The 18,608-nt window shown below is 67.7% G+C and carries 17 protein-coding genes; 7 read left to right on the top strand and 10 right to left on the bottom strand.

Annotated features, from left to right (window positions below):
* Positions 1 to 23: 23 nt before the first annotated feature.
* The 3 genes from dusB to PWF70_RS19590 form a co-directional block, all read right to left on the bottom strand.
* Positions 24 to 1,109 carry a tRNA dihydrouridine synthase DusB gene (gene dusB, locus PWF70_RS19600; RefSeq protein ID WP_035755863.1) on the bottom strand — a complete coding sequence of 362 codons (1,086 nt, stop codon included), beginning with the start codon at positions 1,107 to 1,109 and terminating at the stop codon, positions 24 to 26.
* A 113-nt stretch (positions 1,110 to 1,222) separates the two neighbouring features.
* Positions 1,223 to 2,215, bottom strand: a complete 993-nt coding sequence (locus PWF70_RS19595) for an acyl-ACP desaturase (RefSeq protein ID WP_035755837.1) — start codon at positions 2,213 to 2,215, stop codon at positions 1,223 to 1,225.
* A gap of 338 nt (positions 2,216 to 2,553) precedes the next feature.
* Positions 2,554 to 3,105: a nuclear transport factor 2 family protein gene (locus tag PWF70_RS19590; RefSeq protein WP_006358655.1), complete on the bottom strand. Its 552-nt coding sequence runs from the start codon at positions 3,103 to 3,105 to the stop codon at positions 2,554 to 2,556.
* A 116-nt stretch (positions 3,106 to 3,221) separates the two neighbouring features.
* Here PWF70_RS19590 and PWF70_RS19585 point away from each other — a divergent pair, with 116 nt between their 5' ends.
* From PWF70_RS19585 to PWF70_RS19575, 3 genes are all read left to right on the top strand, one after another.
* Entirely contained in the window at positions 3,222 to 5,111 is a 1,890-nt protein-coding gene (locus PWF70_RS19585) for a protein kinase domain-containing protein (protein WP_035755860.1), read from the top strand.
* Positions 5,111 to 5,947 carry a fibronectin type III domain-containing protein gene (locus tag PWF70_RS19580; RefSeq protein ID WP_280073074.1) on the top strand — a complete coding sequence of 279 codons (837 nt, stop codon included), beginning with the start codon at positions 5,111 to 5,113 and terminating at the stop codon, positions 5,945 to 5,947. The genes PWF70_RS19585 and PWF70_RS19580 overlap by 1 nt, the downstream gene beginning before the upstream one ends.
* A 121-nt stretch (positions 5,948 to 6,068) precedes the next feature.
* Positions 6,069 to 7,469 carry a WS/DGAT/MGAT family O-acyltransferase gene (locus tag PWF70_RS19575; RefSeq protein WP_006358652.1) on the top strand — a complete coding sequence of 467 codons (1,401 nt, stop codon included), beginning with the start codon at positions 6,069 to 6,071 and terminating at the stop codon, positions 7,467 to 7,469.
* 4 nt (positions 7,470 to 7,473) lie between these two features.
* On the opposite strand, the gene PWF70_RS19570 is transcribed toward PWF70_RS19575, so the two are convergent.
* From PWF70_RS19570 to PWF70_RS19555, 4 genes are read right to left on the bottom strand one after another with little or no spacing between them, the layout of a single operon-like run.
* Positions 7,474 to 9,507, bottom strand: a complete 2,034-nt coding sequence (locus tag PWF70_RS19570; RefSeq protein ID WP_006358651.1) for an NAD(+) synthase — start codon at positions 9,505 to 9,507, stop codon at positions 7,474 to 7,476.
* Positions 9,508 to 9,555: 48 nt separating this feature from the next.
* Positions 9,556 to 10,380: an NAD(+) synthase gene (nadE, locus tag PWF70_RS19565; RefSeq protein WP_286352737.1), complete on the bottom strand. Its 825-nt coding sequence runs from the start codon at positions 10,378 to 10,380 to the stop codon at positions 9,556 to 9,558.
* A gap of 44 nt (positions 10,381 to 10,424) precedes the next feature.
* On the bottom strand, positions 10,425 to 10,919 hold the full coding sequence (locus tag PWF70_RS19560) for a SixA phosphatase family protein (protein ID WP_006358649.1): 495 nt from the start codon (positions 10,917 to 10,919) through the stop codon (positions 10,425 to 10,427).
* Positions 10,916 to 11,203, bottom strand: a complete 288-nt coding sequence (locus tag PWF70_RS19555; RefSeq protein ID WP_006358648.1) for a hypothetical protein — start codon at positions 11,201 to 11,203, stop codon at positions 10,916 to 10,918. The genes PWF70_RS19560 and PWF70_RS19555 overlap by 4 nt, the downstream gene beginning before the upstream one ends.
* Before the next feature lie 115 nt (positions 11,204 to 11,318).
* Between PWF70_RS19555 and PWF70_RS19550 the strand changes: the two genes are divergently transcribed.
* Entirely contained in the window at positions 11,319 to 12,191 is an 873-nt protein-coding gene (locus PWF70_RS19550; RefSeq protein WP_035755857.1) for a DMT family transporter, read from the top strand.
* A 40-nt stretch (positions 12,192 to 12,231) separates the two neighbouring features.
* Here PWF70_RS19550 and PWF70_RS19545 read toward each other — a convergent pair whose 3' ends face one another.
* Positions 12,232 to 12,675 (bottom strand): flavodoxin domain-containing protein, encoded by a 444-nt coding sequence (locus tag PWF70_RS19545; RefSeq protein ID WP_006358646.1) that lies wholly within the window; start codon positions 12,673 to 12,675, stop codon positions 12,232 to 12,234.
* 276 nt (positions 12,676 to 12,951) lie between these two features.
* Here PWF70_RS19545 and PWF70_RS19540 point away from each other — a divergent pair, with 276 nt between their 5' ends.
* Genes PWF70_RS19540 through mmsB form a run of 3 tightly spaced genes read left to right on the top strand, consistent with a single transcriptional unit; the run spans position 12,952 to position 16,603 of the window.
* Entirely contained in the window at positions 12,952 to 14,484 is a 1,533-nt protein-coding gene (locus PWF70_RS19540) for a CoA-acylating methylmalonate-semialdehyde dehydrogenase (protein WP_006358645.1), read from the top strand.
* A gap of 14 nt (positions 14,485 to 14,498) precedes the next feature.
* The gene (locus tag PWF70_RS19535; protein ID WP_006358644.1) at positions 14,499 to 15,674 is read left to right on the top strand and encodes an acyl-CoA dehydrogenase family protein; all 1,176 of its coding nucleotides are present in this window, start codon (positions 14,499 to 14,501) and stop codon (positions 15,672 to 15,674) included.
* Between the two features lie 59 nt (positions 15,675 to 15,733).
* Positions 15,734 to 16,603 (top strand): 3-hydroxyisobutyrate dehydrogenase, encoded by an 870-nt coding sequence (mmsB, locus tag PWF70_RS19530; RefSeq protein ID WP_006358643.1) that lies wholly within the window; start codon positions 15,734 to 15,736, stop codon positions 16,601 to 16,603.
* Between the two features lie 68 nt (positions 16,604 to 16,671).
* On the opposite strand, the gene PWF70_RS19525 is transcribed toward mmsB, so the two are convergent.
* The gene (locus PWF70_RS19525) at positions 16,672 to 17,541 is read right to left on the bottom strand and encodes a type IV toxin-antitoxin system AbiEi family antitoxin domain-containing protein (RefSeq protein WP_280088714.1); all 870 of its coding nucleotides are present in this window, start codon (positions 17,539 to 17,541) and stop codon (positions 16,672 to 16,674) included.
* 100 nt (positions 17,542 to 17,641) lie between these two features.
* Entirely contained in the window at positions 17,642 to 18,145 is a 504-nt protein-coding gene (locus PWF70_RS19520) for a MarR family transcriptional regulator (protein WP_005201490.1), read from the bottom strand.
* Between the last annotated feature and the right edge of the window lie 463 nt (positions 18,146 to 18,608).

The following is an 18,608-nucleotide window of genomic DNA, read 5'->3' as shown; positions in this document are numbered from 1 at the left end:
TGTGACGGTTTTCGCAGAATGTGTCAGCCGCCGGAGTGCATGATCTCCGCGCCGGCGGGCACGACGTCCTCGTCGGGATCGTCGAGCCAGCCGTCGGGCAGCGCGACCTTCGCCGGCGAACCCTGACGGCCTCGCGGACCGTGGCCGTCGCTGGGGAACGGCGCGTCGGCGGGCAGTTCGGACAGCAGTTCCCGTAGCTCGTCGACGCTGCCGACGAGTGCCATCCGCCGCCGGATCTCCGAGCCGGCCGGGAATCCCCGCAGGTACCACGCCACGTGCTTGCGGATCTCGCGGCAGCCCTTCATCTCCCCGTGGTGGTCGACGAGCAGCTGGCAGTGCCGGACCATGATCTCGGCGACCTCGCCCAGGTTCGGAGGAGTGGGTGCGTCGAATCCGTTGAGCTCGGCGGCGAGTTCGGCGAACAGCCACGGGCGTCCGAGGCAGCCGCGGCCGACGACGACACCGTCGCAGCCGGTCCGGTTCATCATCGCGACGGCGTCGGCGGGTTCGAAGATGTCGCCGTTGCCCAGGACCGGCACCGAGGTGACGTGCTCCTTCAGACGGGCGATCTCGTCCCAGTCGGCCTCGCCGGAGTACCGCTGTGACGCGGTCCGGGCGTGCAGGGCGACCGCCGCGGCACCCTCCTCGGCGGCGATGCGGCCGGCGTCGAGGTGCGTGCGGTGGTCGTCGTCGATGCCGATGCGGAACTTGACGGTGACCGGGATGTCGGTGCCCTCGGTGGCCCGGACGGCAGCCGCGACGATCTTGCGGAACAGCGTCCGCTTGTAGGGGATGGCCGAGCCGCCGCCCTTACGCGTCACCTTCGGTACCGGGCAGCCGAAGTTCATGTCGATGTGGTCGGCGAGGTTCTCGTCGACGATCATCTTCGCGGCCTCGTATGTGTACTCCGGATCGACCGTGTACAGCTGCATCGACCGCGGGTTCTCGTCGGGCCCGAAGGTGGTCATGTGCATCGTCACCGGATGGCGTTCGACGAGTGCGCGAGCGGTCACCATCTCGCAGACGTACAGGCCGGAGACGGTTCCGGTGCGGGCGAGTTCGAGTTCACGGCACAGTGTGCGGAACGCGACGTTGGTGACACCGGCCATCGGGGCGAGCACGACGGGGCTCGCGAGTTCGATGGAACCGATGCGGAGTTTCGCGGACGACGCAGAACCGGCGCCTTCGGAGGTCGAAGGCGCCGGGCTGCTCAGGGTCGTGCTCAGGATGCCTGCTGCTCCCGCTTCTTGGCCTCGCGGGCGAGCGAACGATCGCGCATCTCCTCGAAGCGGATGGTGTCCTTCTCGAGCTGCTCGAGGAAGGCGGCCAGCTCCTCGCGGACCTTCTCGCCCTCGGCGGTGAAGTCGTCGCGCTCGAAGACGTTCCACTTGCGCAGAACCGGCATGACGACCTCTTCGAGGTGCTGGCGGAGGTCGTAGATGCCGTGCTTGGCCATCAGCACGCCGTGCCGACGGAAGTTGGGCATACCTGCGCCGGGCATCTGGAAGTTGGTCACGATGTCGGTGACCGCGCGCAGCGTCTGGTCGGGGGCGATGTCGAAGCCCGCGCCGCAGATGTTGCGGTAGAAGATCATGTGCAGGTTCTCGTCGGCCGCGATGCGCTGCAGCATCTTGTCGGCGATGGGGTCGTTGCAGGCCTTGCCGGTGTTGCGGTGGCTGACGCGGGTCGCGAGCTCTTGGAAGGTCACGTACGCGACCGAGTGGAGGAGGCCCAGTTCGTCGGCGTGCTCCTCGAGTTCGTCGACGCGGCCGGCGTCCGCCAGCATCGGGTCGTAGCCGTTGGTCATGTGGATCATCCGGGCCTCTTCGAGGGCGACCGGATCGACACCGCGGGTGACCACGAGGTAGTCGCGCATGACAATGCCGTGGCGGTTCTCCTCGGCGGTCCAGCGACCGACCCAGTGGCCCCACGCGGAGTCCATCGAGAAGTTGTCGGCGATGACCCGGTGGTACGAGGGCAGGTTGTCCTCGGTCAGCAGGTTCGTGATCATCGCGGCCTTGGCGACCTCGTCGAGGTGCGACTGCTCGGGGTCGTAGTCGACGCCGCCGAGGGCGGCGAAGTTGCGGCCCTCGTCCCACGGGACGTAGTCGTGCGGGTTCCAGTCCTTGGCGGTCTTCAAGTGGCGGTTGACGTTGTCCTCGGCAACGGGGGCGAGCTCCTTGAGAAGCTCGAGTTGCGTCAGCTCGCGTGCCATATAGATGTCCTCCGAAACGGTGTCCGCGTGTGTCGTCGTACGTGTGTCGTCATTGTCAGCCTCGCGGCGGTGCCACGAGTGTGATCGCGACATCGTCGTGGGCGGGTCGCGCCCACCCGGGCGGATCTTGGGTGGTCTCGGACACGCGGCCGCGCAGCCCTACCCCCACTGGTCAAAGCTCTAGCCTACGGCACTCGGGACCGCGTCCCAAGTCCGTCAGTGATGCTGTCGTGTCCTGCTGGTGCCGACGTTACGACCGTCCCCGGTGGTTTCGGTCACGGTCGTCGTGGCCGGCCGCCCGGCGGTCTCGTCGCAGGTGGGCAGGGTCCCTGCCGGTGTCAGTCCTTGCTGCGGGGCCGGGCGAAGAAGGCGCCGGTGGTCGTCATCCACTGTTCGGCGGCCTCGTCGAGGTTGCCGAATTCGCGGGCCTTCTCACACCACCGCATCGCCGCCCGGCCGAACTCCATCGGGTTGTAGACGTCTTCCTCCTTGTTCCACAGGCCGTCGCCCGCATAGGTGAGGATGGTGATGTTGGTGGCGGTGATGAGGCTCTGGTCGCCGGGGTCGCGCATCGGGTTGTCGACCTCGCAGATCACCCGGCTCGTCGGGGCGTCGACGACGTGCCACAGCGAAGGAAACGACGTCATGTGGCTGCCGGGGAAGGCCGTCATGGTGCGCCAGGCCCAGGCCCGGATCTCCTCGCGGCCCCGCATCGTGCCCAGCGCGTGCTCTACGAAGTCGGCGTCCTCGGTGAACATGTCGGCGTAGCGGTCCCAGTCTCCGCCGGCCGCGACCTCGGCGACCGTGCGCTGGAACCCTGCAAACGCCTCGTTCAGTTCGTCGGCGCTGAAGGTCCCGGTGGTGTCGGTGACTTTCTCGGTGGATTTCATCGTCGCCGATCCTAGGGTTCGGATGGTGTCCTCCGGCCGCGTTTCGCGACACTCGGTAGCATTCGGTGCCTACGCATCCGCCCGAAGGCATGGGTGCAAGGGCCGATGAGGACGACATGTACCAGGTAGGGGACCTGATCGCGGGGTACCGCGTCCTCGACGTGCTCGGACGAGGCGGCATGGGCGACGTCTACAAGGCGGCCCATCCCCGGCTCCCACGGTCGGACGCTCTCAAGGTCCTGCGGTCGGGTCATGCCACGGACCCGGTCTTCCGCGCCCGGTTCGAGCGGGAGGCCGACATCGTCGCGCCGTTGCACCATCCCAATGTCGTGACCGTCTACGACCGCGGTGTCTTCGACGGGCAGCTCTGGATCGCGATGGAGTACGTACCCGGTATCGACGTCGCGCGGATGCTCGCGGCCGACTCGCCGCTCGACCCCCGGCTGGCGTGCACGATCGTCACCGGGGTGGCGGCCGGACTCGACGCCGCCCACCGTCGCGGGATCATGCACCGCGACATCAAACCCGCCAACATCCTCGTCACCCCCGGCGTCGGTGGCGGTCCCGGCAACACCGGGTCGCTGCCCCCGGAGGCGGTGAAGGTCACCGACTTCGGCATCGCGCAGGTGCTCGACGAGGTCACGAACCTGACCGGCACCGGCATCACGATCGGGACGATGCACTACGCGTCGCCCGAGCAGATCGAGGGTCGCCGAGTCGACGCCCGCAGCGACATCTACTCGCTCGGGGCGACCGCCTACGAACTCCTGACCGGTGCACCGCCTTTCGACTCCCCGTCGTTGCACGGCCTGATGACTGCGCACATGTACCACGAGCCGCCGGCGGCGAGCAGTCGCAACGGGGCGTTGCCGACCGCGGTCGACGGGGTGCTCGCACGGGCGATGGCCAAGAACCCCGACGACCGGTATCCGGCCGCGGGTGAGTTCGCCGACGCCCTCCGCGATGCCTTCGACACCCGCCAGACCCTCGTCGGGTCGGGTCTGCAGCCGACTCCCGGTGGCTATCGGTCTTCTTCGGGGCAGGCCCCGGTGGCGCCGGCCACCGGACACCCGACATCGTCTGCGGCGCCTCATGATCAACCGACCGATCCGACGACCCGAGCGCGATTGGGGCCACCGCGGAGCGTCTCGGCAGAGACCCTGCACGGATGGTCGCCCGCGCCCGCCGCGGAACCGGCCCGGCCGGCCCGCCGTGGTGTCGCCACGGTGGTCGCGATCGGGGCGTCGCTGGCGCTGATCGCCGGAATCCTCGGTGCCGGAGCGGCATTCGTGAGCACCTCCGCGGGGAATCTGGAGACCCCCAGTCCGCCCGATGCGGAGGTGTCGACGACGGCGGTCGAACTGTCCTGGAGCCACGTCGACGATGCGACGAACTACGTGGTCACCCAGAACGACGAGGTGATCTACTCCGGTCCGGGCACCAAGTTCACCGCGCCGCGTCCCGTACCGGGGACCTACACCTATCAGGTCGCCGCGCAGGACGAGGACGGCCGGACCTCCGAGTTCTCCCGCAACTCCGAGGCGGTCGACGTCTTCATGACGTGGGGCGAACTGCAACCCATCGCCGACCTCTACCACGACCTGGTGCCGGCATCACCGTTGAGCACCAACGGTTTCGACGGCATGCGGTGCTGGGGCGAGGACGGCGACCTCGCGTTCGAGTCGTCCAAGCGCACGGTCTGGTGCACCCGCTACCTCGACGAGGAGGCCAAGAACGCCGACTACCAGGTGATCATCGACGTGTACGACACCCCCGAGGAGGCGCGGGCCGCGGCCGACGTGACCGCGTACAACCTGCGCGGGACCGGTTACACGACGGCCCAGGGCCACACCGGCACGCTGTATCTCTCGGACAAGCAGCGCGATCAGGGGCAGGCCATCCTCGCCCACGACACCGGTGACCGCGCGAAATCGGTTGTGTGGGTAGTGGTTCCCGGCAAGACGGCCGCAGCCGCGGCCGATCTGCTGAAGAGGCTGCCGATCTGATGGCGCAACCGGTCACCACCCAGCCCGCGGGGCCGCCCACCACCCCGCCGCGTACGCCGACCCTGCGGCCGTGGACCATCGCGGTGATCGTCCTCGCCGTGCTGTTGACGGCGGTCGGCTCGTTCTTCTCCGTGCGGGCGTTCACCAGCGTCGACGTGCCGGACACGCCCACCGGTCTGACACTCGACGCCGGTACGGGACGCCTCGTCGCGACCTGGGAACCGGTTCCGGGGGCGACGGGTTATCAGCTCGTCCGCGACGACGGGTTCGTCGTCTACCGCGGTACGGAGACCGAGGTCCTCGACGCGGCCGTGCCCGCGGGTGAGCACACCTACCGGGTGGCCGCACTGGACGGGAACGCCGTCTCGCCGCCGAGCCCGCCGCAGTCGGTACGGACCGGCGCGAGCTGGGGTGTCTACGCGCCACTCGTCGAGCAGTTCCCCGAACTCCTCCCGCAGACGCCGGACACCGCCGCGAAGTGGAACGACACCGAGTGCGTCCGCCGATACGCCGGTGGCCGCGACGAGGTCGGCCCGTCGGAGACCGGAAACGGCAAGGTGCGCACCGTGTTCGTGGTGCGCTGTGCCGCCGGGGCCGTCGACCGCCCCTTCGGCGTGTTCTGGTTCGCCTCGAGGGATGCGCTCAACGCCGAGTACTCCCGGTCGTCGGCGACCTCGCGTCCGGTGCGGTGGAGGCACGGCACCGGCCTGATCGACGAGAACGGTCGCGGCGTCTTCAAGATCACCGACGACCCGGCCCGGGAACTGGCGATGATCGTGGTGTTGCAGACCCCCGCCCAGAACGTCCTCGAGATGGTCGATTCGATGCCGATCTGAGTCCTCCTCGAGGGGATCGGTGGCAACCTGGACGAGCGACTGAGACGAACACACATCCGGGGTCTCCCGCGTGCGGCATGATGGCGTGGGGGCCCGGGGCCGGGACGGAAAGGCTGGTGTCATGCAGCGGTTGAGTGGTTTGGATGCGTCGTTCCTCTACCTGGAGACCCGCAGTCAGCTGATGCACGTCATCGGTCTCGTGGAGATCGATCCGAGCACCATGCCGGACGGGTACGACTTCGCCAAGCTGCGTGCGGAGATGGAGCGGCGCGTCGCCGCGATCCCGGCCTTCCGCCGCAAACTCGACAACTCCGTCTTCAACATCGACCACCCCGTGTGGATCGAGGACGAGGACTTCGACATCGAGCGTCACGTCCATCGGGTGGCCGTGCCCGCACCGGGCGGTGCCGGTGAGGTCGCCGAACTGTGCGGTCATCTCGCCGGTCAGACCCTCGACCGGGGCAAGCCGCTATGGGAACTGTGGATCATCGAGGGACTGTCCAACGGCCGTATCTGCGCGATGCTGCGCATGCACCACGCCGGCACGGACGGTGTCACCAGCGCCGAGATGCTCGCCCAGATGTGCACCCTCACACCGGAACCACCTGAACTCGACTCGTCGAAGATCCGCGAGTCGGCCGGTCCGCCGTCGCGCGCGACGATCGCCGCGACGGGGGCGCTCAACTACTTCGTCCAGCGCCCGCTGGCGATGGCCAAACTGCTGCCGCGAACGGTCAGCGTGCCGGTCGGGTGGCTGCGCCGCGCCCAGCACCAGTCGGCCATGCCCGCTCCGTTCATGGCGCCCCGGACGCGGTTCAACTCGACGATCACGCCCCATCGCAGCATCGGCCTCAGCCAACTGTCGCTCGACGACGTCAAGCGGGTGAAGAACCACTTCGGGGTGAAGATCAACGACGTCGTCCTGGCCTTGGTCGGCGGTGCGCTGCGCACCTACCTTCTCGAACACGACGAACTGCCCGACAAACCGCTCGTCGGGATGGTGCCGGTGTCGGTGCACGATGCCGACGAGAAAGATCTCGTGGTCGAGGGGACCAACAAGGTGACCGGGATGTTCACCCAGTTGCCCACCGACATCGAGGATCCAGTGGAGCGACTCGAGAAGCAGGCGGAGTTCAGCCGTACGTCGAAGGAACACCACGCCGAGATCGACGCCAACATCCTGCGATCCTGGGCGCAGTTCGCGCCCGGGACCACGTTGTCGACGGCGATGAAGGTCTACGGCAACCGGAAGCTGGCGTCGGCGCATCCGCCGATCTTCAATGTCCTCGTGTCGAACGTCGCCGGTCCCGACTTCCCGTTGTACTTCCTCGGTTGTCGGGTCACCGCGGTCTACCCGCTCGGACCGATCTTCCACGGACTCGGCCTGAACATCACGGTGTTCTCCGCCGACGGGAACCTCAACATCGGCATCCTGGCGTGCACCGATCAGACCCCCGACCCGTGGGAGATCGCCAACGCGTTCGACGATCAGCTCAAGCAGCTGCTCGCCGCCTGCGACTGAACGTCTACTCTCCCCGTCCGCCCGCGAGCTGGTCCAGCCAGACGCGTGCGGACGCGTCGGACGGCGACCGCCAGTCGCCGCGGGGCGACAACGAACCGCCCGAACCGATCTTGGGGCCGTTGGGCATCGCGGTGCGCTTGAACTGGTTGCCCATGAAACGCTTCAGGAAGACGCCGAGCCAGTGCTCGATGGTCGCGGCGTCGTACTCGTTGCGCTTGTCCTCGACGAGCAGCTCCGACCACGGCCCGCTCGAGCGGTCACCCCAGGCCTGCCGGGCGAGGTAGACGACCTTGGTCGGCCGGTACCCGAATCGAGTGACGTGGTAGAGGAAGAAGTCGTGGAGCTCGTACGGCCCGACGGTGTCCTCGGTGGACTGGATCTTGCCGTCGTCGCCGGCCGGGACGAGCTCGGGGGAGATGACGTCGTCGAGGATCTCGGCGAGCACCTCGGTGGTCTCCGCCGAATGGTGGCTGTTGCTGATCATCCACCGGATCAGGTGCTGGATCAGGGTTTTCGGCACCGACCCGTTGACGTTGTAGTGGGACATCTGGTCGCCGACACCGTAGGTGCACCAGCCGAGCGCGAGCTCGGACAGGTCGCCGGTGCCGAGGACGATGGCGCCGTGATGGTTCGCCAGCCGGAACAGGTGCGATGTGCGCTCGCCCGCCTGCACGTTCTCGAACGTGACGTCGTAGACCTTCTCGCCGCGGGAGTACGGGTGGTCGAGATCGGCGAGCATCTGCTCGCACGACGGCCGGATGTCGATCTCCTTGCCGCTCACGCCGAGTGAGTTCATCAACACGTGTGAGCGACGCAGCGTCGCGCCGCCGGTGGCGAAACCGGGCATCGTGTAACCCAGGATGTTGGTGCGGGGCAGGCCGAGTCGGTCGAAGGTGTCGACCGCGACGAGCAGGGCGAGGGTCGAGTCGAGGCCGCCGGAGACGCCGATGACGATCTTGTCGATACCTGTCGATCGCAGGCGCTGGGCGAGTCCCTGCACCTGGATGTGGCGGACCTCGGCACACCGCTCGTCGCGGTCGGCGGAATCGGCCGGTACATAGGGGAACCGGGGCACGACACGGCGCAGCACATCGTCGTCGCCGCCCAGCTCGCCGAATGAGAAACCGATGCGGCGCAACGACTTCAGGCGATCGGAGTAGTCGCCGGCCTGGTCGCGCAGGCTGATCATCCGCATGCGTTCCTGCCGGATCCGATCGAGGTCGATGTCGGCGGAGATCACCTGATCGGTGGTCGCGAACTGTTCGCTCCGTGCGAGTAGGGAACCGTTCTCGGTGATGAGGGCGTCACCGTCCCAGGCGAGATCGGTCGTGGACTCGCCGTAACCCGCAGCGACATAGACGTGCCCGGAGATCGTGCGCGCGGAATGGCCGGTGCACAGATTCTTCCGGTAGGACTCCTTGCCGACGGTGACCGGGCTGCCGGAGAGATTGGCCAGCACGGTCGCGCCACCCAGAGCGGCCCAGGTGCTCGGCGGGATCGCCACCCAACCGTCCTCGCAGATCTCCACATGCAGTGCGAAGCCGGGCAGATCGGCGGCCTCGAAGATCAGATCGGCCCCGAACGGGACCTCCTCGCCTTCGACGGTCACCGTGGTGGGCACCGCGTCGCGGGCCGCGGAGAAGAACCGCTGCTCGTAGAACTCGCGATAGTTCGGCAGATACGACTTCGGGACCACGCCCAGCACCGCCCCGTCGCGGATCACGGCCGCGCAGTTGAACAGTCCGTCGCCGACGACCATCGGCAGACCCACGACGACCAGCGGCCGCAGACCCCTGCTGGCCGCGACGATCTCACCGAGCGCGACGCGGCAGCCGTCGATCAGCGCGTCCTGGTGGAACAGGTCGTCGACGCTGTACCCGCACAGCCCGAGTTCGGGGAAGACCACCAGCGCGGCGCCGTCGTCGGCGGCCTGCCGCATCAACTCGATGGTGCGTGCGGCGTTCGCGGCGGGTTCGGCGATCGTGAGGACGGGCACGGCACCCGCGACCCGGACGAAGCCGTTTGCGTAGACAGACACGTCGACAACATTAAACGGCGCGGTGTGCGGTGAGCGCGATGTCTGTCGTCAGGCCCGCCACCACGTGTCGTCGAGTTCGACCGGCGTCGTGCGCTTGTGGCGATTGCGGTGCCAGGCCGCCTCGATCCTCTCCGCCGTCTCGACCGGGACCTCGCGGCCCTCGAGGTAGTCGTCGATGTGCTCGTAGGTCAGGCCCAACTCGTCCTCGTCGGTCTGGCCCGCCTTCTCGTCGAGCAGGTCGGCGGTCGGGACCTTCGCCCACAGTTGCCGCGGCGCGCCGAGGTGACGCAGCAGCGACCGGCCCTGGCGCTTGTTCAGACCGGCCAGCGGCAGGATGTCCGCGGCGCCGTCGCCGTACTTGGTGAAGAAACCGGTGACGTTCTCCGAGGCATGGTCGGCGCCGACGACCAGGAGCCCGCGATCGCCGGCCACGGCGTACTGGGCGACCATGCGGTGGCGTGCCTTGGCGTTGCCCTTGGTGAAGTCGGAGAGCGAAGTGCCCGTCGCCTCCGAGATCTCGTCGTTGAGGGCGTCCACCCCGGGCGCGACGTTGACGGTCAGCGTCTCGTCGGCCGCCACGAACTCGACGGCCGCCGCGGCGTCGTCCTCGTCGTGCTGCACCCGGTAGGGCAGGCGCATGCCCACGAACACCGCGTCCCCACCGTCTGCGCGGACGCGCTCGACCGCGATCTGGGCCAGGCGTCCGGCGAGGGTCGAGTCGACGCCGCCGGAGATGCCGAGCACATACCCCGAGGCGCCGATCGTGCCCAGGTAGTCGGTGAGGAATCGCACCCGCCGCTCGACCTCGTCGGCCGGATCGATCGAGGGTTTGACCCCCAGGACGTCGATGATGGTCCGCTGGGTCTCACGCATTCGCGCTCCAATGCTCGCTCGGGGTCTCCGTCGACCAGCCGAGGTCACTCCTCGCGGGGTATCCGGACGCCGACGAGGTGGGCGTCGGGGTCCGGGGTCATACCGAGTCGATCCCAGGGCTGCGACACGGTGAGTACCGCATAAGCGGATGTCGGAAACCGATCTATGGGACCGGAGGGGTCGAGCGTGAGCGCGGTCTGCGGCATCCCGGGTTCGTGACCGACGACGAGCAGCGTGGACGCCTCGACAGGCGCATGGATGCGGATGGCCTCCAGCACGTCGTCGGCGTCGCCGCCGTAGATGTCCTCGACGTAGGCGACCGGCGCCCGGACGCCGGTCCGCTCGAGGGTCTGGCGGGTCCGGGTCGACGTCGAGCACAGCACCGCGTCGACGCGCAGGCCCTCGTCGGACATCCACCGTCCCGCGAGAGCGGCCTGGCGATCGCCGCGTTCGGCCAGTGGACGGTCGTGGTCACGCGTCGCCGGGGGATAGCCCGACTTGCCGTGACGCATCAGGATCAGCGTCCGCATGCCGCTCATGCGATCCCGGTGCGCCGGGATCCGGCCGGATAGGCGTCGGGGTCGGCGGCGATGGTGCGCAGCAGGCGGACGGTCGCGCGCCACGCCGCGGCCTCCTGGCGGAGGAAGGCGGCGTGCTCGTGCTCGTCGTGCAACTCGGCCTCGTCGGCCAGCGCATCGAACTCGAGATGTTCGTCGACGGCACAACCGATGAGTTCGTCCAGAGTCGTGCAGTCGGCGCAGGCCCGCTCGATCGCGGCCGCGTCGAGGGTGGCCAGGCGTTCCAGATCCGACCGATACCGCATGGTTGTCGAATGTACGCCGTCGGCGCTGGTTGCCGGCGTTGCGACACCGGGTGCAGCGTCGCCGACCGGTGCCCGATTCGGGCGCGGGGTCCGCGACGCCCTTACCCTTGTGGACGTGCACACCTGGGTACCCGCGCTCCTGGCGGTGCTGGCGGCGTTGTTGATCGCGGCCGGCACCGTGCTGCGGCAGCGTGCGTCGCGGGTCAGCGGGGCGATCACCGCCGGATGGTGGGTGGGTGCCGTCATCGCGCTCTGCGGCTTCGGCCTACAGGCGTCCGCGCTGGGTCTCGGGTCGATCCTGCTGGTGCAGCCCCTCGTCGTGCTGGCCGTGCTGTTCGCGCTGCCACTGGAGGCCTGGGCCGATCACCGGCATCCCGCGCGGATCGAGTGGGCGTGGGGTGGGGTGCTGGTCGCCTGCGTCGCGACCTTCCTCCTCGTCTCCCGGCCGGAGCCGTCACTCCGAAGACCGGATGCGCTCCTGCTGTGGGCCACGGTCGGGGCAGTCGTCGGGATCGTCGTCGGCCTGGTGTTGCTGGCACGGCGCTCCAGCCCGCACTACAAGGCACTGTTCTACGGGCTCGTCGCAGGCACGATGTTCGGGGTCTCGGCGCTGCTGGTCAAGGCGGTGATCTATCAGATCACCCACGAGTTCTGGCGCACCTTCGTCCAGCCGGAGATCTACCTGTTCGTGCTGGTCGTGGTCGGTGCGGTGGTGGCGCAGCAGCTCGGTTTCGGAGCGGGTGACCTGCAGACCTCGTTCCCGTCGATGACGGTCGCCGAGCCTGCGGTCGCGATGGTGCTCGGCGTGCTGCTGCTCGGCGAGAACCTCAACGTCTCCGTGCCCACTGCGATGTTCCTGGGCATCGTGCTCGCGATCATGATCCGGGCGGTGTGCGAGCTGGCGAAACTGTCGGCCGTCCGCGGATACGAACAGGCGGTCGCCGCAGAAGCGGAGATGCCGCCGACCGCTGGGCGGTCGGCGGCATGATCGAGCCGTGATCAGACGGTACTGAGCCCGCCTGCTCCGATCAGCCCTCGACCAGCTCCGCGATGCCCTCGGCCCACTCCTCGGCCTGCTTGGCGGGCTTGACCGACGACGAGCTGTCGTGGCGGGCGTGCTCGCCGACCTGAACCGCGCCACGCTTCGTCAGCATCTCGGCGACGATCTCGCCGCCGCGGTTGAAGGTGTCGTAGATCGAGTCGCCGAGCCCGAACACGGCGAAGCGCAGTCCGCTCAGGTCGGGGTTGACGCTCTCGAGCTCGTCGGCGAACGGCTCGGCGCCGGTGGGCAGCTCGCCCTCGCCGTAGGTCGAGCAGACGATCACCAGGAAGTCGGCGGGATCGAGGTCCTCGACCGCGTACTCACTCATGTCGTAGATCGAGGGATCGTGCTGGTTGAGCGCGTCCGCGATCGCGTCCGCGACGAGCTCACCCGTTCCGGTCTCGGTTCCGTAGAGGATGACGACCGACATATGCAGAACTCCTCTCGACGTCGGCTTTTCGCCAGAGAGGCTAGCCTAACCCGCTCTCCGTGGCTAAATCGCAGGTGGGAAGGGGGTTGGAAGAAATACTTGGATGTCCTACTATGTGGTGACAGAGGCCATAACCCCGAACTCCCGGATCGGGGCGCTCGCCGCCGGCTCACAGGCCGGCGAGGCAGGTCCGAAAGCTCCGAATACACGTCAAGGCCGTCGAGGCCGGAAGACCCGACCAGACAACCCCCAGAGAAGAATCAAAGGTGATCTGAAGTGTCCGCTCCCGCTGTCCCGTCCATCCCGCACTTCCTGAACGGCAAGCGCGTCACCGCCGAGGGCGGCCGCTTCGCCGACGTCTTCAACCCCAGTACCGGTGCCGTGCAGGCCCAGGTGCCGCTCGCCTCGACCGACGAGGTCGCCGCCGCCATCGCCACCGCGTCCGAGGCACAGAAGGAATGGGCCGCGTGGAACCCGCAGCGTCGCGCGCGCGTCCTCATGCGCTTCGTCGACCTGGTCAACAAGAACGCCGACGAGCTCGCGACCACCCTGTCGCTCGAGCACGGCAAGACCCACGCCGACGCCCTCGGCGACATCCAGCGCGGCATCGAGGTCATCGAATTCGCCATCGGCATCCCGCATCTCATCAAGGGTGAGTTCACCGAAGGTGCCGGCGGCGGCATCGACGTGCACTCGATCCGCCAGCCGCTCGGTGTGGTCGCCGGCATCACGCCGTTCAACTTCCCGGCCATGATCCCGCTGTGGAAGGCCGGCCCCGCGCTCGCCTGCGGTAACGCCTTCATCCTCAAGCCGAGTGAGCGCGACCCCTCCGTGCCGGTCCGCCTCGCCGAATTGTTCACCGAGGCAGGGCTTCCCGACGGCGTCTTCCAGGTCGTCCACGGTGACAAGGAAGCGGTCGACGCGCTGCTCACCCACCCGGACGTCAAGGCCCTCGGCTTCGTCGGCAGCTCCGACATCGCGCAGTACATCTACTCGACCGCCGCCGCCCACGGCAAGCGTTCGCAGTGCTTCGGTGGCGCCAAGAACCACGCGATCATCATGCCCGACGCCAACCTGGACCAGGTCGTCGATGCGCTGATCGGTGCCGGTTACGGCAGCGCCGGCGAGCGTTGCATGGCCATCTCGGTCGCGGTCCCGGTCGGTGAGGAGACCGCAGACCGTCTGCGCGCCAAGCTGATCGATCGCGTCAACGCGCTGCGCGTCGGCCACAGCCTCGACCCGAAGGCCGACTACGGTCCGCTGGTCACCGCCGCCGCTCTCGAGCGCGTCCGCGGTTACATCACCAAGGGCGTCGACGAGGGCGCCGAGATCGTCATCGACGGCCGCGAGCGCACCAGCAACGAGCAGACCTTCGGGGATGACGACATCTCGAAGGGCTTCTTCATCGGCCCGACCCTGTTCGACCGGGTCACCAAGGACATGTCGATCTACACCGACGAGATCTTCGGTCCGGTGCTCACCATCGTCCGCGCCGGCGACTACGAAGAGGCTCTCGCTCTCGCGTCGGATCACCAGTACGGCAACGGTGTTGCGATCTTCACCCAGGACGGCGACGCTGCCCGCGACTTCACCGCGCGGGTCGAGGTCGGCATGGTCGGCGTGAACGTGCCGATCCCGGTTCCGGTGGCGTACTACACCTTCGGTGGCTGGAAGCGTTCGGGCTTCGGCGATCTCAACCAGCACGGCCCGGCGTCGATCCAGTTCTACACCAAGACCAAGACGGTCACGACCCGTTGGCCGTCCGGCATCAAGGACGGCGCCGAGTTCGTCATCCCGACGATGGACTGAGTGCGGCCACAGATATGACCACACTTGCCGAGGCCGCAGTCGCGCGGCTCGACGGTGACGAACGCGTCATCGTCGAGACCGCCGCGGCGTTCGCGGCCAAGAAACTGGCGCCGTATGCGCTGGAATGGGATGCGTCCAAACACTTCCCGGTTGCCGAGCTCCGCGAGGCGGCCGAACTGGGGATGGGTGCCATCTACTGTTCCGAGGATGCCGGGGGCAGCGGACTCCGTCGTCTCGACGGCGTGCGGATCTTCGAGCAGTTGGCCTACGCCGATCCGGCGGTCGCGTCGTTCCTGTCCATCCACAACATGTGCGCCTGGATGATCGACCACTACGGCACCGACGAGCAGCGCAACAAGTGGGTGCCGCGGCTGGCGACGATGGAGACCATCGCCAGCTACTGCCTGACCGAACCCGGAGCCGGGTCGGATGCGGCGGCGCTCGCCACCCGCGCCGAACGTCAGGGTGACGAGTACGTCCTCACCGGCGTCAAGCAGTTCATCTCCGGTGCCGGGTCGTCGGACCTGTACGTGGTGATGGCCCGCACCGGCGACGCCGGACCCAAGGGCATCTCCACCTTCCTGGTCGAGAAGGACACCCCGGGACTGAGTTTCGGTGCGCAGGAACACAAGATGGGCTGGCACGCGCAGCCCACCGCGCAGGTCATCCTCGACGAGGTGCGGGTCCCGGCGTCGAACCTTCTCGCCGAGACCGAGGGCATCGGGTTCGGCATCGCGATGAACGGCCTCAACGGCGGCCGGCTCAACATCGCGGCGTCGTCGCTCGGTGGCGCCCAGGCGGCCTTCGACAAGGCGGCCGCCTACGTCTCGAGTCGTCGTGCGTTCGGCAACTCGCTGCTCGACGAGCCGACCATCCGGTTCACGCTCGCCGACATGGCGACGTCGCTGCAGACCTCGCGGCTCATGCTGTGGCACGCGGCGACCGCTCTCGACGACAACTCCCCCGACAAGGTGGAGCAGTGTGCGATGGCCAAGCGATTCGTCACCGACAGCTGCTACGACGTCGCAGACAAGGCACTGCAGCTGCACGGCGGCTACGGGTATCTGTCCGAGTACGGAATCGAGAAAATCGTCCGCGACCTCCGTGTGCACCGCATCCTGGAAGGGACCAACGAGATCATGCGGGTCGTCCTCGGCCGTTCGATCGCGTCCCGCTACCGGGAGAGCTGACGCGAACTCGCGCCCAACGCAATGGTTTTCGCAGGCAAACACTTTAGGGAGCAATGACAATGACGACGATCGCTTTCCTCGGTCTCGGCAACATGGGTGGCCCGATGGCCGCCAATCTGGTCAAGGCCGGCCACACCGTCCGCGGGTTCGACCTGTCGCCCGAGGCGATCGAGACCGCCAAGTCCAACGGGATCGAGACGTTTCCCGCGGCCATCGAGGCGGTGTCCGGATCCGAGGTCGTGATCACCATGCTGCCCAACGGCGGCATCGTGAAGAAGGTCTACGACGAGGTCCTGCCGGCCGCCCAGACCGGTGCGCTCTTCATCGACTCGTCGACCATCTCGGTCGACGATGCGCGGGAGATCCACCGCCGGGCCGTCGACCACGGTTTCGCGCAGGTCGACGCCCCGGTGTCGGGTGGCGTCAAGGGGGCCACCGCGGGCACGCTGGCCTTCATGGTCGGCGGCGAGGACGAGGCCTTCTCCGCGGCGCGGGGAACCCTCGACCCGATGGCCGGCAAGATCATCCACTGCGGTGCGGCGGGTGCCGGCCAGGCGGCGAAGGTGTGCAACAACATGCTGCTCGCCGTCCAGCAGATCGCCGTCGGCGAGGCCTTTGTCCTGGCCCAGAAGCTGGGTCTCGACGAGCAGGCGCTCTACGACGTCGTGACCGGTGCCACCGGCAACTGCTGGGCCATCGAGACCAACTGCCCGGTCCCGGGCCCGGTCCCGACCTCGCCGGCGAACAACGACTTCAAGCCGGGGTTCGCCACCGCACTGATGAACAAGGACCTCGGTCTCGCGATGGACGCCGTCGCCAGCACCGGTGCCCGCGCCCCGCTCGGTTCCCACGCCGCTCAGCTGTACCGCGGCTTCGCCGAGCAGCACGGTGACCTCGACTTCAGCGCGATCATCACCTCGCTGCACTAGGTCGCAGCACCTGCTCTGGTTCTCTATGACGTTGTGCCCGGTTTACGGGCACAACGTCATACTGCTTTTCAGCTGGCGGCGCGCTGACGAGCGGCTCTGACCTCGTCCACGATCTCTGTCGGGCGTTCGACGAGGTCGGCCCAGGTGAAATTGAGGACGGTCCACCCGTTCGCGACCAGTAGGTTCCGCTTCAACCGGTCTCGCCGGAACGCGGCTGCGTCGCGGTGGAATGCGAAGCCGTCGATCTCCACTGCGACCTTCACGTGCGGGATCGCGAAGTCGATGATGTACCCGTAGGCGGGCATGTTCGCGATCCAGCCGGAGACGCCACCGGCCGACAGCAGGTTCGCGGTCAGTCTCTCGGCTTCCGACCTCGCGCCATCTCCCAGGAGCCGCAGATAGGACGCTGCGCTTGTCGCGCCATGGCTCCTCGGGTAGCGGGCGTGCGCCGCCTCGAGGTCTTCCACCGTGACTCGCTTGGTCAACAGGGCCGAGTCGAGGATGCTCATCCCGATGTCGAGCGACGCGTCGAGGACGGTCAGCGAGGGTGCTGTGGTCCGCAGCCCTTCGTGCACCGTGATGTCCGCGTCATCGAGAGGCCGGTATCGGGCCAGCGCCGTCGCCGACGACCGCCGGGCGGCGCCACGCGTCTTGGTGAACACGACGTGCTTGCGGGGCTCTGCATCGTGGAGACCCAGCCACCACGCGGCAGCAGCACCACCCAGTACCGCGTCGTTGTGCACCGACAGCACTGCGATCCGTGCCTGCGCCCGCGCCGACCGTGCGTGCCCGCTGACGAGGTAGACGCCTCGCGCCACGGCCTTCCATTCGCCGACGGCCACCTTGCGCTGGATCGATGAGGAGCTGACGCCGCACTCGCGTGCCTCCTGGGCCGAGAACACACCGTCTCGACGAACGGTCAGTTCGGTGATGTCCACGATGGATTGGACGCGAGCGGCGCCGAATCGGTTCCCGCGTTATGAGCCGCGGTGTTCCGTATGACGTTGAGCCCGGAAGCCGGGCACAACGTCATACACATCAGAAGTCGCCGTTGTGCTTCCGCAACGACTGGATGGCGCCGACGAGGCCGGCCATCTCGTCGTCGGTCATGCCCACGTCGGCGAAGACCTTCTCGTTGAGGGTCTTGGTGGCGTCTTCGACGGTGGAGCGGCCGAGGTCGGTGATCTCGACGAGGGTGGTGCGGCCGTCCGTCGGGTGTGGGACGCGGCGGACGAGGCCGCCTTCCTCGAGGCGACGGATCGCGTGGGTGACGCTGGTGACGTGGACCTGGAGGCGGTCGCTGGCCTTGGTGATCGGGAGCGCGCCCTGGCGAGAGAACGCCAGCAGTCGGAGGAGCTCGAACCGGGAGAAGCTCAGATCGAAGGGGCGCAACGTGGCCTCGACACGGGCCAGCAGGATCTGGTGGGCACGCATCACCGAGGTCACCGCGACCATGCCGTCGGCGACGTCGCCCCACCCGGCCTCGGTCCAGTTGTCCCGTGCCTCGGCGATGGGATCGAAGTCCATGCTGCGCCCTGCCATGAATCCACCCTAATCGGGTTGTCGCGTCACCGATCGACGGCGCGCCAGCCATCGCCGAGGCCGGCCCGACGGAGGCCGGACGGGCTCGGGCGGGGCAGGAGCCGGCCGATGACGCCGCCGTGTCCCGTGACCGACGACCCTCACCGGGTGACCAAAGTCCCTCGGTGAGTGATAGATGGCCTCGGCGGCAACGTAACAATATGTTCGCCATGCCAGGGCAATTGCTTGACTCGGTGTCGTTTCCTGAAACGACAACCCCCGAATCGAGACCAACTGTGCTGATTTGGAATGAAGGTGTAGCTTCAATATCGAAATGATCACGGCGCCGTTAGCAGAATTCTCCATACCCTTTAGCTACGCAATCTAAAGAAATCGCGATTTGAGCCCTATGGGCGATTTGTGGCAATTATCCAAGTCGGGTTGCCACTCGAAATCGATACCCCTGCAGGCAGATTCAGTACCA

Origin of the sequence: Gordonia sp. Swx-4, from assembly GCF_030316175.1 — a bacterium.
Classification (GTDB): Bacteria; Actinomycetota; Actinomycetes; order Mycobacteriales; family Mycobacteriaceae; genus Gordonia; species Gordonia alkanivorans.
The sequence above is the reverse complement of the archived record's forward strand: the minus strand, read 5'-3'. Positions and strand labels throughout refer to the sequence as shown.